10 protein-coding genes are annotated in these 16,333 nt (G+C 58.3%); 1 reads left to right on the top strand and 9 read right to left on the bottom strand.

Translation table 11 applies throughout. From position 1 onward, the window contains the following. Window positions 1-123: 123 nt before the first annotated feature. Entirely contained in the window at window positions 124-1,098 is a 975-nt protein-coding gene (locus VBE63_RS11475) for a sel1 repeat family protein (protein WP_323683160.1), read from the bottom strand. Between the two features lie 179 nt (window positions 1,099-1,277). Here VBE63_RS11475 and VBE63_RS11470 point away from each other — a divergent pair, with 179 nt between their 5' ends. Then, window positions 1,278-1,985 (top strand): alpha/beta hydrolase, encoded by a 708-nt coding sequence (locus VBE63_RS11470; protein ID WP_323683159.1) that lies wholly within the window; start codon window positions 1,278-1,280, stop codon window positions 1,983-1,985. Here the strand turns inward: VBE63_RS11470 and VBE63_RS11465 are convergent. The 8 genes from VBE63_RS11465 to tagH form a co-directional block, all read right to left on the bottom strand. After that, complete coding sequence (locus VBE63_RS11465) at window positions 1,965-2,543, bottom strand: hypothetical protein (protein ID WP_323683158.1); 579 nt, start codon at window positions 2,541-2,543, stop codon at window positions 1,965-1,967. The genes VBE63_RS11470 and VBE63_RS11465 overlap by 21 nt on opposite strands. Before the next feature lie 79 nt (window positions 2,544-2,622). Further along, the gene (locus tag VBE63_RS11460) at window positions 2,623-6,084 is read right to left on the bottom strand and encodes an SUMF1/EgtB/PvdO family nonheme iron enzyme (protein WP_323683157.1); all 3,462 of its coding nucleotides are present in this window, start codon (window positions 6,082-6,084) and stop codon (window positions 2,623-2,625) included. 124 nt (window positions 6,085-6,208) lie between these two features. Beyond that, a complete protein-coding gene (locus VBE63_RS11455) occupies window positions 6,209-6,985 on the bottom strand; it encodes a PP2C family protein-serine/threonine phosphatase (protein WP_323683156.1) in 777 nt (258 codons plus the stop codon). Window positions 6,986-6,999: 14 nt separating this feature from the next. Next, entirely contained in the window at window positions 7,000-7,767 is a 768-nt protein-coding gene (tagF, locus tag VBE63_RS31355) for a type VI secretion system-associated protein TagF (protein ID WP_416274539.1), read from the bottom strand. After that, complete coding sequence (gene tssM, locus VBE63_RS11450; RefSeq protein ID WP_323683175.1) at window positions 7,767-11,366, bottom strand: type VI secretion system membrane subunit TssM; 3,600 nt, start codon at window positions 11,364-11,366, stop codon at window positions 7,767-7,769. Before tssM ends, tagF begins: the two co-directional genes overlap by 1 nt. Before the next feature lie 74 nt (window positions 11,367-11,440). Then, window positions 11,441-12,826: a type IVB secretion system protein IcmH/DotU gene (gene icmH, locus VBE63_RS11445; RefSeq protein ID WP_323683155.1), complete on the bottom strand. Its 1,386-nt coding sequence runs from the start codon at window positions 12,824-12,826 to the stop codon at window positions 11,441-11,443. A 6-nt stretch (window positions 12,827-12,832) separates the two neighbouring features. Then, window positions 12,833-14,164 carry a type VI secretion system baseplate subunit TssK gene (gene tssK / locus VBE63_RS11440; protein WP_323683154.1) on the bottom strand — a complete coding sequence of 444 codons (1,332 nt, stop codon included), beginning with the start codon at window positions 14,162-14,164 and terminating at the stop codon, window positions 12,833-12,835. A 31-nt stretch (window positions 14,165-14,195) separates the two neighbouring features. Then, window positions 14,196-15,908: a type VI secretion system-associated FHA domain protein TagH gene (gene tagH, locus VBE63_RS11435; RefSeq protein ID WP_323683153.1), complete on the bottom strand. Its 1,713-nt coding sequence runs from the start codon at window positions 15,906-15,908 to the stop codon at window positions 14,196-14,198. Between the last annotated feature and the right edge of the window lie 425 nt (window positions 15,909-16,333).

Here is a 16,333-nt window from a genome sequence, read left to right as displayed (position 1 = left end):
CACTAAAGTGGCCTCTTTTTCAATGATAGAGTAACAGCCATGCAATTGATTGCTGCGAATAGTAAGCAGATTCCTTGCTTTCTAGCTACGAAATTAAAGCCAGCTCGCCTCAGGCTCTCAATTTCATGGAACGAGCATCGAAAGCCGATTTTCGGTATCGACCAGAGAACGTTGCTGCTCGCGCAGAGTCAGCTCTAATTTTCCCATCTGGGCCGATTTTTTTCCTGATTTTGAGCTGGTGGCAGAACTTGCTTCTCGTAGCTCCTCTGCTTTGCGTACTTCTTTCACAGCATGAATCTGCCTGTTAATCTGCTCAGCTTCGCTTGCTGCTTCGCGTTTTAGGCTGGTGGCAACGCGCTCAATCGCTTGCTTGTTGGCGGGGGGTGCAGAGGCTGTAGTTGTTTGGGTGGCTGGTACGGATGATGCGCTTCTAGCTTTCGCCGTTTGCAACTGCGACCGGAGCGAGGAGACCACCTGATTGCGGACCGCTAACTCGCGCTGGTAGGCGGCTCGCTCGGCCTTTAAGCGAGACTCGAACATCAGGTTGTCTTCAGCCACGCCTGTGGCTTTCCGGTACCAGTTGAGTGCTGCGGCCTTGTCTTGGGTGACGCCAAGACCGCGCTCGTAGAGCGTTCCGAGATTGGTTTGGGCTGGCTGATGCCCAGCCTGTGCCGCTTTGCGATACCAACTGGCGGCGGCAGCGTAGTCTGGCTTAGGCAAGCCAAGGCCTTTTTCGTAGATTTCGCCAACATAGGTTTGAGCCACCGGATCACCACTCTCGGCCTTAGGTAGCAGGGTCTGTAGGGCACTGCGGTAGTCTGAACGATCATAAAGGACGAATTCGCCGCCACGGATACCGCAGTCAGTTTTCGTCGTCTTGATGTAGCGTCTCGGCGCCATGTAGGTCATTTTGGTACCAAGCTGGCGTACCTGACTGGGGAGCAAACAATCGACCAGCATGAGATCATCAAGGTTTCCGCTGGCATTGGTGGGTATCTGGACCGGTGCGCTAGGGTTGGAGACACAGGCGGTGGTGACACCCATCGAGACCAGGATTGAGAGCGCTAACCGCAAGCCGATTGGCTGTATGCTGAACATGGATGCGAATACCTCGAAGTGCCTTAATTCATGAGTCTAGTATAGTGGCCCTTTTGCGCTTGGGGAACAGACGGCGCGAATCGATGCGGATGCTTGGACTGCTGCTCGTGGTCCACATAGCGCTTATCTTAGTCGGCTGTGCGAGCACTCCTGAGACATTCAGGCACCGCGCAGAGGCCTTGGGGCTCGTCTCTGGCTGGGAGTATGCCGATGGGTTTCGCCTTGCAACTTTTCGCAATCGTGCCAGCATGCCCGGTGGGGTTCTGCACCTGTACCTAGACGGTGATGGCAGGCCTTGGCGTTCGCGCAACCAGGTGGCTCGCAATCCAACCCCCCAAAATGCGCTGGTTCTTGGTCTGCTTGCTCGAGATCCCGCCCCAGCCCTGTATCTGGGCCGGCCTTGCTATCAGGGTGAACAGGAGGCAGAGGGTTGTGAGCCTTGGCTTTGGACTTTCGGTCGGTATTCGGAACGGGTGATCTCGGCGATGGCGACCGCGCTAGAACAGCTGATTGAGGCAGAATCGATTGACCGAGTCACCCTGATCGGATACAGCGGTGGTGGTGTCATTGCCTGGCATCTCGCACAACGGATACCAGAGGTCGAACGACTGGTCACGATTGCGGCGAATCTGGATCTTCGCGCCTGGACTCGGCTGCATGGCTACTCACCGCTTGCTGGCTCGCTCGATCCTGCTGCTGGCCCCCCGATGCGAGAGCCTGTGCAGCAACTCCATCTTGTCGGTCGTTCCGACCAGAATGTCCCTGCAACGTTGACCGAGCCACTGGAGCAGCGATTCGGCCCGTCCTTTCAACGCCGGCTGATCGCAGCAGGCCATGCTGACGGCTGGCTCGAGCGTTGGCCTGATCTACTTGGTTGGGTTTGGTGAGGCGATCTTTTCCAGCAACCGGGGCGCCTCACCTTGAATGAAGAGCCAAAGTAGCGCTCCGTTTCCAGCGCAGCGTTCAAACAAGGCCTCATAAAGGCCGATCTCGCGTGGCCAGGGGTAGGCATAGATGAGATCGAAGTCAGTGCAGGAGCGGTTAAACGCAGCATAGGGGTCGCGCTCGGTGCTGGGCTTCCAAATGGTCGCGCCGTAGGTGCCGACGACTTGGAAGTGCCCTGTTACTTGTGGTGGAACAAAACTGCCCTGGGCAAACCTGGGGCCTCGGTCTGTCGGCGGAAATGTCTTTTGTGCTTCCTTGACCAGCGTCGCATCGGCTTCAATGCCAATCGCCTCTAGACCATTCAACGCGGCAAGCGCGGTGAGGAGCCCAACGCCGCTGCCCCACTCGCAGAAGCGCTTGCCGCGTAAGCGATATTGTGATTTCAAGGTGCGGAGAATGCCGCAAAAAGCGATCGGGTCTGATGGCTGGAGTAATCGGGTCAGTTGTGGCTGCTGACGTTCGATGCGGGCGACTGCTCGGCGCGCCCTATCAACCAGCATGCGCTCCTGAGGGGTTAGCCCGATTTCGCAGCCAGTGGATGGTATCTTGATGTGAACGAGCGGCATGCCGTCTTTGAACTCAGGGCTTTACAATCTCTTTGGCGACGCGAAAACCAACGAAACTGTAGCGAGATTCCGGGTAGTTTCGGTTGCGATAAGCGGCACGCAGCACCTCGGGGCCGCTGTTCCATGCGCCCCCGCGCAGGCTGATCGGGTCGCGCGAGTCGATAGACGCGCAGCTTGATTCTGCGCCGACGTAACGATGCTTGTAAGATGAACAGGTCCACTCTGAAAGATTTCCCAACATATCGAATAGCCCCCATGGGTTCGGCGTGAAGATACCAACCGGTGCAGCCCATTCGTGGCCGTCATTGCAGGGAAAGCCGTCATTCCACTCATGCCCTGCATCAGCAACATTGGCATATTCACAGGCGCTCGCGTCGATGGCTTCTCCCCAGAAGCGACTGCTTAGGGTCCCAGCACGTGCCGCGTATTCCCATTCCGCCTCAGTCGGCAGTCGATAGCCTCCACCGGTCTGTTCATTGAGCCAATGGATATAGGCCTCAGCATCATTGCGGCTGACGCAGCTGACGGGAAGATCGCCGCGCGAAGATTGGTATTTATTCGGTTGACGCCAGGTCGCCCAAGGATGGTAGGCCCAGCTATCCCCAGGACTGTCGAGATCAAGCGTGAAACAGCCTGGCGCCCCGCCAACCGCCTTTTCAGCGTCGGTTTCGTAGCCGGTTTCAGTGGCGAAGCGCTGAAAGTCAGCGACGGTGGTTTCTCGCAGTGCGAGCTCGAAAGGCTCAAGGCAGATCTGTGTCTGTTCTTCATCAGGCTCTCTTGTCGGCTCGCTTGGCGGACTGCCAATCTGGAAACAGCCTTCAGGAACGGCGATGGTTCTTGGGGTCAGTGTCAGTTGGCGTGTTAACTGGGCGCGCCGTTCGCCCAGGTTGGCGTCGGATGCATCAATCGCTTCCAGTGTAGTAATGATCATCGCGGCGGTGTCAACGTCACCCTGTTGCAGACGCGCATCGAAGCGCTCGCTGAGGCGGCTACGGATCTGCCTTAATTGGCCAAGCGCTTGTCTATTTGAGCTGTCCGATTCAAGCAGGGTCTGATAACAACGGGCTGCTTCTGCGAATGCCAAGACTTCGGCCTTGGCGTCAGCCGGTTCTGCGAATGCGGATGCACAGTCATTGAGTTGCTGCTCGAGTCTTGCTTGTTCTTGTCGAGCTTGATCAACAAGCGCGCCAAGTGAAGCGAGGTTGACATGATCTGGTGCGAGGGCGAGCCCTTGCTGGATGATTTGAAATGCGGCATCGAGATGGCCTTCCCGATAGAGCCCAGAGGCTTGCCTCAGAAATTCGTCGAGCTGGTCTGGCTTGCGTTTTTTTTGGCGGACCAAGATTTCGCTTTTCAGAGCGGCGAGGGCGGAACTTTGGGGGTCGCGTTGCAAGGCGCGTTCGGCGAGCGACAGTGCATCATCGAGCTGATCCTCGTCTAGATGTACGCGAATCTGTTGCTCGGCTTGCTGCGTGCGTCTCTTGGACTCGACCTCGGCGTTGAGCATTTCGCGGAAAGTGAAGAGACCTAGGTGGTCTGGTTGCATGGCAAGGCCTTGGTCTGCAAGACTGAGCGCTTCTTGCAGACGCCCTTCCGCGAGCACCTGACGCGCCTGGTCAAAGAACTTCTCGGCACGATTGTGACGCTGTTCATCAAGAATGCGTTGGTGTATGGCCTGAATCTCAGGATTGTTCGGCACGAGTTGCAAAGCTTGCTCAATCATGGCGATGGCTTCTTGAAATTGGCCATTGGCCGTTGCCTCCTCGGCCCTGTCAGCGAGCTGTGAGGCGCTACGGAGTAACTGCGCGTTGACCGTTTTTCTGAGGTCGACAAGCTCTGGATGTTCCGGAGCGCTGTCAAGCCCCTTGTCGATGAGTTCGAGGGCACGCGGCAAAAGGTCATCGGCAATGAGCTGCTTTGCCTGCTCGATAAACTGGGCGAGCGTCTTCTCCTCTTCAAGCGCAGCCTCGATGCGCCTCGCTAAGGCTTGAGCGCTGCTGTTGTCTGGCTGGATTTGAAGCGCGTCTTCAATCAGGCGCATGCCTTCGCTGAGGTTCCCTTGGCTCAGTGCTTGCTCGGCTTGTTGCTTGAGTGCGGCCAACTTTTCTGCGTCCTTTTGCTGACGCCGTTGCGCCAGCTGTTCGCGCAGTTTGAGCAAGCCGGGGTGATCTTCGACGCGCTCAAGACCGGCTGTAATGAGGGCTTCGGCCTCCTCGAGATCGTCCGCCTCAAGCAGGGCTGTGGCCTTGCGTTGATCGTCTTGGGCTCTCAGCTGGTCTTCGGCGTGAGCTTGTAAGGCTTCGAGTCTGGGGTCACCCGGGAACTGGCTGAGGGCCAAGCGCAGCACCTGGAGGCTTTCCTGAAATTCGCCTTCAGAGAGGTGTTCAGAGGCGAGCACTTCGTAGTTTTTGGCTCCTGGAGGGCGGGGACCCACTGCTTCGGGCAGCTCAAACGGCTGAGGGCTAGGAGTGTCGCGGCTATTGGCGAGATACCAACCGAGGACACCAATGAGGGCTGCAGTGACGCCAATGCCAGCGAGCATGGGGAGACGCGATCGTCCGTGGGGTTGGGTTTGATGGTTGCCAGTCTGCTGAAGGTCGGTACGCTCAGCCTTGTGCGGGGGCGTGCCAATCAGACGAGTCGCATCTGCGCGTGGCTCGGTCTCGATGCGGCCATCGGCCTTTAGGCTATTGAGAGCGCTGATGAGCTCTTGTGCGCTGCCAAAGCGTTCCTCAGGGCGCTTTGCAAGGAGCTTCTCGAGGATCGGCTGATAGCGCTTGAGCGACCCTTCCAGCACTGGGATAGGGGCGGAACAGTGCTTCATAGCCAGGCTAACGACGTCGTTAGCCTGGTAGGGCAGCTCTTTGGTGAGCATCTCGTAGAAGGCGACGCCCAAGCTGTACAAATCTGAACGGGCGTCGACCGGCTTACTCTGACTCTGCTCCGGGCTCATATACCGGGGGCTGCCGATGATCATGCCGAAGTTGGTGACCTGCGTCATGTCGGCGCCAGCACCTGCGGCACGTGCGATCCCAAAATCGGTCAGGACAGGGGTTCCGTCGGCGCGGAAAAGGACATTCTGAGGCTTGATGTCGCGATGGATGACGCCGTGATCGTGCGCGACAGCGAGGGCTTCGGCGATGCCGCAGGTGATCTCGACCGCGCGCTCTGGGGACATGCCCTTGAGGATAGCGTCGGAGAGCGTGCCGTTGGGCAGGTGCTCCATCGAGAAATAATGGTAGCCATCGACGATGTCGAAATCGTAGATGGTGACGATCTTGGGGTGCTGCAGCTGGGCGATGATTCGCCCTTCCTTGATGAAACGGGCGGTGAAGTCATCGCCGGTGTTGGGCAACGGCTGCATGACCTTGAGCGCGACCTTGCGTCCCAAGCGTTCTTGCTTAGCGAGATAAACCGTGGCCATGCCGCCACGGCCGAGCTCTCGAATAATGGTGTAGCCAGGTATTTCCATCATGCAGCCGTTACGGCTTCGGCACCTGGCGACCTAGCCCAGGCGATGGTTGCATCCTTAAGTGGCGGTTGATAGGAGCGGCGCAGCACGCCGGTTGCTCGGCGATGTAGGACGTTTAGTGGAGCGCTCAATGCTGGCGCATGCGTCGAAGCGTTGTGTCACCGGCATCTTGCAGTCGTGCATCGACGACAATCATGGCGACATTGTCTGCGCAATGTCGACTCAGCGCCAACTCGAGCAGTTGCTTGCAGTTTTCATGGCAGCTACCCTTCGCCAAAACAGCGGCAATCTCTTGTTCATCCAGCTCTTTGGTGATGCCGTCTGTGCAGAGCAAGTATTTGTCTTGATCGTAAAGATCGTAGACGACGGCATCAAGCTCCAACATCTGCGTCCGCCCGACCGCGCGCAGGATGATGTTTGCTTCGGGATGATGCAGCGCGTCTTGCGCGCTCAGCAGACCGCGCTCGACCAATTCCTCCACCTGGCTATGATCGCGTGTGAGCCTGGAGAGACGCCCCTGTCGAAAGCCGTACACGCGGCTGTCGCCAGCCCATAGGCAGATGCAGTGATTGGTATCAGCCACCATCACCGCCACGGTGCTCGCAATCAGCGCATCCGGTCCTAACTCGTGGGCGCGTTGAAGCAGTTGTTGATTGACCCCGATAATGCCCTGCCGGATGGCCTCGACCAGCCCCTCGGGGTGAGCGCTAGTCGCGACCTCTGCAATCGCCGAGACTACCGCCTGGCTTGCCGCTTCGCCTTGCTGATGGCCGCCAACGCCATCTGCAACTGCCCAAACACCCCGTTCGGGAAGGTCGATGAGGGCGTCCTGATTGACTGAGCGAACACGGCCGGGATGTGTTGTGCTCGCCGACTGAAAGACGAAACCATTGGCTTCTGGCATCGCGGGGGCTCCGATCAGTGGGCTGAAACTCGTGCTCTAGGCGACGACGCGCTATGCACAGGGGTTGTTGGCTCGGTCGGGACCGAATCATCTGAGAGTAATCGAGCAAAGCCGGTATCCATTGGCAATCCGCGGTAAAGCCGTGCGCCCGCTGTCACCAGGTTTGATCCATGACTCCACCAGAGCGACACTGGCTCACCTAGCAGCCGAGTTGCGAGCAAGCCAGCGAGATGACGCGATATCGCACCCATCTCTAAGTCAGCCTCCATCTGGATGCCAATGCCTTCATCCCTCTCGATCAACGCGCTTGATGGAGCCGTAGCGCCCAGGTTGACCGAGAGTGACTCAGATGCACTGGCGATACGTTCGGCTAGGACATCGGCTGAGATGCCGTCTCCCTCAAGCGTCTCAAGGAGGGCCGCTTCTATCCTGTCTAGCCAGGACTCGGCAGCATAAGCTGCACTGAAGAGGCCAGTACCTGCGGGTGTTTGGTGAATGACCGTGATCGGGAAGTAGCGTCCGACGCGGTCAACGCTGGGCATCATGGCGCCAATCAAGAGGCGATTTCCCGCTAAGCCAGGGCTGAGCACAAATCGCCAAATCGGGGCGCTGAGATAAGCATCGAGCCAATGCTCACCGAGCGCTGTTCGGCTGAACAACATGCCCTGCTGCAGCCAGGGGTCCCAGATTTGGTAAACCTCATTCGGGAATCTGCGGCGAACGAAGTCACCGTTCCTCATCAGCTTGCCGTAGAACCCGGTCGTTGGAGTTTGCGATGCCACTAGAGTGTTTCCGGGCACTTAAACTGGGTGGTTGCCGCAAGTCCAAACGGACTCAACGCACTGAAGGCCTGGATCTCGAATGATTGACGCGCGCCATTCACAGTGAAGGTCTGGCGAAATCGGTCGACGCCGTTGTGCCGCGAGCCCGGATTGACCATACGAAAAAATGCCCACTGACCGCTGTAGTGTTGCTCGAAGCGTTCGCCCTCACTAGCTCGGCGCTGAGGTTCTAGGACAGGGCGCTGGGCGTCTATAGCGAACATATCCTCAGGCGGCTGAGTGGGTTTGAGGGTGACTGCCAGGCTGACCTGGTTTGAGATCGTGGTGCCTGGCCAAGCACCGTCAACTGGCGATGGTCGCGGCGGGCTGAACGCGAAGGTTTGGCCACCAAAGCTGATGCTAAATTGTTCAGTGTTCGGATCGAGGCGACTTGGAATCAGTGAGAAGCGAACGCTGGGGAGTTTGCCTCCTTCCGGGAAGAAGGCCTCCCTGATCACACTGGCCCGCTGAAACTCGACCAGCGATGCATCAGAGACGCCAAAGTTTTTTTTTGCGGTTTGACGCCAGCGCCAGGTTTCGTCGTTGGTATTGACAAAGGCTGACAGGTGTTCGGAAAAAAAAAGGTTAAGGATACCATCCTCTGCGAACAGCTTGCCAAAATCGTAGACACTGATATCCCGTGTTGCCCTGGGGTTGAAAGGATAACGATTTGTCGTGAGCTGCTTGCAAATCGGCGCCACCGAGGAGCGGTAGATCTCGTTGATTTGTTGACCGGCGTTGCCGAGCGCAACGGATTGCGCGCCAGAGACGATTTGCCGAATCCACCGGCGTACTGGCTCCGGGAGGCGTGCAGCTTCCGTACGCAGTTCGTGAAAGATGTCCGGCTGACCCGATGCGCCGAATGTGCTAAAGGGGTTTTCCGAGAGTCCACTTGCCGGTTCAATCGCTGACAGTCGACTATAGAGGTCGGTCAGGTTGCGCTGCAGATCGGCCACACTGATACCCGAGCTGCTGCCGCCTGAAACAAGCTGAGTCAGTTGCGAGAAGTGGTGTTCAACCCGTTTGGGTGGAAAATCAGCTGCGTCGGCTAATCCACTACGGCTAGCCTCGCCGACAATACGTGACAGATAATAGTTTTGCCGACGGAGGGCTTCAAGAGCGAGTTCAGCGGCGGGTTCCGAACCTTTTGGTAACCTAGCTAGCTCGGTGTTGCTGTGCAGGGTATCGAGAACCCGTTTGAGTGGCGAATCTGGCCGAATCAATTGGCCTGTAACGGCGATAGCCTGTTTTAAGTCTGGAAATGAGCGAATATTGAGTTGACCTAAGAAATTATCCCAGCGACGAATATATTCATCGATATAGAAGCCGAGCACTGACTCCTCAATATGATTGAGCTGGCCGGCAATAATCGGGGATTCTTCTGCGCCATAGACCCAGGCTTCGTCTCTAAGTCGCCCGATGATGAGCAGGCTCTGCGGTTGAAAGAGTTGGTAAAAGCCACGGTATGTGAATAAGGCCGGGATTTCGAGCGCGGTTGGATCAACGCTTGAAATGTTGAAAACAGTATCGGCGTTTCGACCCGCGATATCTTGAAAGCTCAAAGGGCTTGCGTCTCGCACCGCAGGTGCAAACTTCAACCGCCCGTAGACAAGCTCGGCAAGGGGTTGCTGCTCGAGCTTTTCCCGCACCTGCTTGACAAGCCTGCGATTGGGATCAATTGGCTCCACACCATAGTCCAAGAGCGCGGCGAGATGTTCCTCAAGACGCGCCCGTAAACGTGATTCTCGTGGAAATTGTTTTGCCCAGTCAGCAGCAGCCCAAGCTGTCATGAGTGAGTCATCCATCCGTTCTGGATTCACGAGCATCAAATACAGCTTGAGCAATTCGAAGCTTAAAGAGGCGTCGTCGCTTGAGCTTGCGAGTTGCTCTTCGAGTTGAGAGGCGATCCCAGGCACGAGCATGGCATTAAGCGCACGCGCGTATGCATCACGCGTTGCAGCGGCGACCCCTGAGCCTTGATAGAGACCAAGGCGCATTGCGAAAGGTGGCGAATCCGTAGTCTCCTCAACGTGGTCGAGAATCGCCCTAAGTGCATTCAGTCTGGGCAGGATCTCTGAATATTGGGTGGCAGACTCTATGGGTTCAGCATTGATGTCTTGGAATTGCTCAAGGCGGGCCTCGAGGTCTGCAGTAAAGGCCTTGTTAGCGGTAAAGCTCATCGCCCATAAAGAACCTGCCGCGACTGTCAGCAGTACAACGGCGACATAGGCGCCGCGTTGCATCCAGGTTCTTAAGCGCTCGGCTTTGCGGTCGGAGCCTGCGAGCAGACTCTCTCGGAAGATCACCTTACGCAGCAGGTTGGTGATGAAGTAGCTCTTGCCGGCTGACCTTGCAGAGGCGGCTACCGATCGGTCGAGACCGAACGCGGCGGCCATTGATCCCATGATGCGATCAATCGGCGTTCCTTCTTGGGTGCCACTCGATAGGTACACGCCTCTCAGCATGACCGGGCGTTCAAACCTCGAGCCTTGAAAGACATCGGCAACGAAGCGTTGGAGTGGCTCTTTGAGTGAGGCAACCTGTTGTGGAAAGGCCAGGATCATGGCCCGACGTTGATAGTCACGCTCGGAAATGAGCCTGAGGTTGAGCCGATTGTTCAGGCGTTGCAGCAGTAAGTCGAATTCTTCGCCGAAGCGTTCGGCGTATTGTCCGGGCTGCAGTTCCAAGGGAAAGGTCATCCCCCAGACTTGAAGACGTTCTTCACGGCCGAGATCATCAAAGTACTGGCTAAAGCCGGCAACCAGATCGGCCTTGGTCAACAGCAGGTAGATGGGTATAGAGATACCGACGCGCTCGGACAGCTCCTGAAGCCGCTTGCGGATCGCGCGACAGTGAGACGCCATGGTGGCTTCATCGAGGGTGATCAGGTCCGAGACGCTAAACGAGATCAAGGCGCCGTTGATCGGACGACGACGGCGGTAGCGCTTGAGTAGATCGAGGAATCGAAGCCAAGCGGCGTGGTCGGTCTCGGGCTCACTATCTTGCGTGGTGTAGCGCCCTGCGGTATCGATCAGGACCGCTTCGTTCGAGATCCACCAGTCGCAGTTGCGTGTCCCACCGATGCCGCCGATGCTGTGCTGGCCGAGTTCATTGGCGAGCGGGAAGTCGATGCCGGAGTTGGCAAGGGCCGTGGTCTTGCCGCAGCCCGGTGGGCCGATGATGATGTACCAAGGCAGGTCGTAAAGGCTGGCAACCTTGCCGTCGGTCCTGTTTTTTGGCTGCCGCAGCAGCTTGATGGCCTCTTCGAAGCGATCCTTGAGGATTTGCTCTTCTTCGGCTCGAGCCTGTTCGGCCTGCGATGGCACACTGGCTCCCTCAGCTCCGGCTTCGGTGCCCATTGCATCGAGCAGATTGCGTTCAGCGCGGCGTTTATTCAGCTGGCGCAGCAGGATCAGTCCAAGGCCCAGGACCAAGAGGATGAGGATGGTGACCAGGCGGGCGCTCGCCGATTCCAAGACGTGATAGTCGGCGAACGCGATAAAGGGACCGAGCAGCCAGATGACGAGGCCGAGGGCAAGGAAGCCGATGGCGGCCAACACCCAGCGGTTGGTCAGCAGGCGAAAGAACCATCTCACAGTCTTGCTCCAGTTAGTCTGATGTGTCTAAAACGCATCTATAGCTGCTCTTGCTCGTAGACGTAGATCTCAACGCGTCGATTGAGCGCACGATTCGCCTTGGTGTCGTTGGGTGCGACGGGCTCGGTATCGGCACGGCCTTCTGGCGCCATCCGCTCCGGGTTGTCTAGGTGGCGGCCCAACTCCGTCATGACATTGACGGCGCGCATACGCGACAGCTCCCAATTAGACGGGAAGCGCGCCGTTTTGATGGGAATGTTGTCGCTGTGGCCAACGATGACGATACGGCCAGGAACGTCATTGATCGCTTTGCTGATCCGCTCCAAGATCGGCAGAAACTGGTCTTCAACGTCGGCGCTGCCAGAGCGGAACAGCGTGTCGGACTTGATGCGCACCATCGACCGCATGCCGTCTTGCTCAACACTGAGCAAATCGGAGTTGATCTCGCTCTTGAGGTTTTCGGCGAGGCGCAGTTTCGGCTGCGGGGGCAGAACAACCTCCGGCACCACGACCTCAGCAACCGGTTCTGGCAGGTTGCTCTGGACGATGCTGAGGCGGTCCCGGCCGATGACTGAGAGGTGATCGAAGACTGGATAGGCGGCACCGCTAATCGCGAACCGAAATGAGAGATAGATGCTGACAAGCAGGGCGCCAGCGATGGCAGCCAAGACCCAGAGCGGGAGGTAGTTGGAGACAGCCCGCCCCGTGGTCTCGACACCGCGCCAGTGTGGCGAGAGATCACGGTCAACGTCGCCACGCTGCCCTCGAATCACCTGATAGAGGTCGTCGATGACCTCGTCGAGTCGCGCACGGCCACGCTCGAGCACGTGGAACTTGCCTTGAAAACCGAGCATTAGGCAAACGAAGAGCAGCTCAAGCAATGCTAGGTTTCGGCCCGGCTGCTGTTTTGCCCGATCCAGGATGACGAAGAAGCGGTCGCCGCCCCAGGTCTCGTTGAAGAAGGTGCTCAGCAGGCTGTCTTCCTGCCATTTGCTTTGACTACCCCAGGGCGTGTTGAGGACCGCTTCGTCGACAAAGGTGGAGAGGGCGTAGCGCGCATCGGATAATAGTTCGCCGTCGTGGCCCAGTGCGCGTGCGCGATGGTCGAAGGCGGTCAATTCGGAGACGAATTCATCACGTAGGCCATAAACATCGTTCTGGGTGGCCGTATTGCGGATCGCGGAGGCACGGAACAGCAGTGGAGAGGATGCCGCAATCAGCGGGTTGATCTCCGTGGATTCAGCGATTTCCCCACTGACCCTCGCGGTATTGCCGTGTGCTGGCGCGATGGACCTGCGGTGCTCAAACTCCTGCGAAGGCAGGCTGCCAGCATCAGCAGGAGGGCGAAAGCCAGGGCGTGGGCGCACGATGGTCTTCGAGGGATCATCGGAAAAGCCGCCGTGGCTTGAATCTTGGTTGGACATGAGCCTTTACTCTTTGATTGCCCAGAACTCCATATCGATGGACGGAAATTCGCCACTGACATGGATGGCGAAGCCACCGGAATTGTGAAGCTGCTTCCAGAACTCACTGCTGCGGTCAAGCTCGAAGTAGACAGCACCGCTGCGAAAGGGAAGCTGGCGAGGTGCGACCGGGAGTGGGTTCAGTAAGATGCCGGGTAAGGCGAGGTTGACCAGATCGCGGATCTTTTCAACGGGGCCAATCTTGACTTGTGTCGGGAAGATGCGCCGTATCTCTTCGACCGACATGTCGGCCTTGACGATCAAGCAGAAGCTGGCCTCCGTGAGCAGGCGACGATCGAAAACCGCAGCCACCCGAACGCCGAATTTGCGCAACTGTAGCGGAATTTGGATCGCGTTGCGGTCGAGGACCATGCTGAGGGCTTGACGCAGCTCGCGCATCACCGGCTCGAAGCTGGCTTGCAGATGATCGTGTTGATACTCCGGGAATCCGATCGGGCGCTTCTCCTGACGCGTGAAGGTGGCGAATTCGCCGGCCATGGCGATCAAGTCGCGGTAAAGATCAAGGGGATGCAGCTGGTCGAGGGCGCGATAATGGCCAAGCAAGGGTAGATAGCGATTGACGACCATCAGAAGCAAAAAGTCTGTGATTTCAGCATTGCCCCCGCGTGAAGCCTCGGCGACACGCCCTGAGAGGGCCTCGCAACGATGGCGGAGCAGGCGTTCAAGCTCATCGGTGAAGGACTGCAGGCGCGTGGATGCAGCGCAGTGAATGACGTTGGGGATGAAATCCTCGTCGAGAATGATTTGGCGATTGTTGCGACGCTCGATGATCCTAGCGCAGGCAATGCAAGCGTAATCACCGCGCTCGTCATCGCTCGTCAACAGCCTCAAATTGAGTCCTGAGACGCGCACCATTGCGGGTTGGCTCTCGGCGGCGGTGATGTCGCGCAGCTCGATCTCGTGGGCGTGCTGGCGCGTGGGCATGAGCGCGCCCTCGTGGGCGAGCTCGGTGACGTTTTCCTTGCGCACCGCGAGCCCGAGGTACAGCACCTGGTTGGTGGTGTTCTCTGGAATATCCAGCGCCGGCGGTGGCGGGTCGTGGGCCGGGATGTCGAACGGTGTACCGTCGGGCAGAATCCCCTTGGCCGCAGCGATGGCGATCTTGCCGGCGCTGAGTTGCTCGCCATCGAGGCGCAGGCTGACGAGCCCCCAGCCAAAGGGAGTGAGCGGGCTAGAACGATTCTCGATAAGGCGCTCGGTGTAGCGCTGTTGCTGCTGGAAGTGCTGAGGACGGAGAAACATGCCTTCCGACCAAACGACGCGGCTGTACCATGACATGAGCTTGAGTACTCCCCCTCGGAAACCGTTGTTATGCGTCTTCGCCGCTGCCGGACATTAGGCGACGAATCTGAGCCTCATAGGCGCGCACGAAATCTTCGCCGAAAATCCCCTGGAAGTCGTCTCCAGCGTTCGCTTTAAAGTCGGCATGGTAATCGCGGTAGTAGGCCCATTGCTTATCCGAAAGCAATCCAGCGCGGCGTTTACCGGACGCCTTGCGCGCGACTTCGATCGTCTCTGGCTCGAATTTGGCGATGAGGCAATCGAAAGCCGCGCGCATGCCGGCGATCACGGCAAGTTGGTGTTGCTTAATATCGGTGAGTGCTTCGCCAAACGAGGCCTCGGGGGCCATGAAGCCCGGTCGCTTATCAACGAAGAGCTGGGCCAGCGCCTGTTGGGCATCGATGCAGAATTTCAACGGGTTGTTTTCGGCGGTTTGGACGATGGTCTGCGATAGTCTGAACTCGCCTTTGAGTGTGGAGCGGGTCTTGAGCACCTCCATGAGTCCGTCGGTCAGTATCCGCACCAAACGCCCCGTCTGGCGTAACTCGCGCTCGGCCTCCTCCGGCGAGAGTGTCGGCGCTTGCAGACCCAGGCCCTCGAAGTAGGCTTCGAGCAGGGGCGGGGTGGGCGCTGTTGACCTGTTGGCGAGGGTTTCGGACGATGGCCCGAGGGCCGGCTGCTCGGGGACTGGCTCTGGCTCTGGCATGACCTGGCGAGCAGCGGGACCTGGTTGGACTTGCGTTGCTTGACGCGCCATAGTCTCGGGCGGTGTCTGGCAAGCCAAGGCCTCGGGTGGTTCTGAGTGGCCTGGAGGTTGCGGGGGATCTTCTGTCTGTGGCGGTATCGGCCGCGTTTGTAAAGGCTCCTGGCGCCGCGCCATCGGTGGCGGCGGCAGTTGTGTCTGATGAATAGGGTTGGCAGGAGATCCTGGCGGTTGTTCGTCTAAGCTTTGGCCAGCGTCAACCCTTGGTTCCGGCAGGGTCGCGCGTGCGGGTACCGGCGCTGGGTCCGGAATGCTCTGCTGGTCGTCGAGGGCAGCGGTATGGCCGTCAGATGCCCCTTCAGATGGATCATCATCGAGCTTCCACCAGTCATCCGGCAGGATGTCATCCGGCGCTTCGCTCCTGTCATCGGTTGGAATCAGTTCTGGCGAAGCATTAGGGGGGTGGAAGTTGATCGCATCAGGCGCCAGATGATCGCTCTGTACCCCACTCCAGTGCTCGCTCGGCGGCGGCTGCGTCGATTCAGGGTAATGTTGAGCTGCCCAAGGATCGTCATCAGAGCCAAGCGCTGGGGACTGACTGAACGCGTTCTGAGGTGGGTTTTCAGTCGGCGGGGCGTAGGGTTTGGCGACAAACTCAGGAGCCTGTGTTGGCGGTTGCGGCGGCTGCGTCCAAGTTGAAGCCGTGGGGGCCGAGTCTTCCTCAATCTCGACCCGGACCTCATAGTCGCCGATCGCGAGCAGGTCGCCGTGCTGCAACTCGGTGAGCTGCCCCGGCGGAATCGGGCTGTCCTGGCCGTTGAGGAAGGTGCCGTTGGAGCTGGTATCTTCGAGGTAATAACCGCCTTGCTCGTAGAGGATGCGCGCGTGATGGCCGGAAACGATCCGTTCGGGATCGGGCAAGACCCAGTCGTTGTCTCGCGCACGCCCGATGGTTCCGCCACGAAGGCGAAACCAGGCCACAGCGCCTTCCCCGAGACTGGGGCCTTGAACGCTCGATACACTCAGTTTTAGCTGCATCGGGATACTGGAGTCGGTGCTAAGATTCTGAACACTAGTATAAGCCCCTGCTCAGTATTTTCGCATCAGCAGCGCGAGCACTTTGACCGCTAGGAACTTGATCCGAACGTTTGGCAAGATGCTTGATGCCGAAGACCGGTTGCGTAAGACGCAGGGAAGAGGCTTGTTACCAATTGATATGTTAGCCGAACTCGAACTTCGGCTAGGGGCTGGGTAAAGGCTTGCAATCGAGCAATGGTGCGGGAGAGCGTCCTCTCAACCAGGGGGTCCGCGCGCGGGATCAATGCCCGCGAGATCGTCGATCAACTCCAGCGGCATGGAGGTCAGCGCCCTGATCCAGTAGCGCCCGCAGGCGCACCTGCTCTGTAATGACGGCGAGGGCCCCTGGTGTCAATTCAGCAGCGGGTGGAAAGCGCAGAGATTAG

Source organism: Lamprobacter sp. (genome assembly GCF_034860625.1).
Lineage (GTDB): Bacteria > Pseudomonadota > Gammaproteobacteria > Chromatiales > Chromatiaceae > Lamprobacter.
This window is presented reverse-complemented; position numbering and strand designations above follow the sequence as displayed.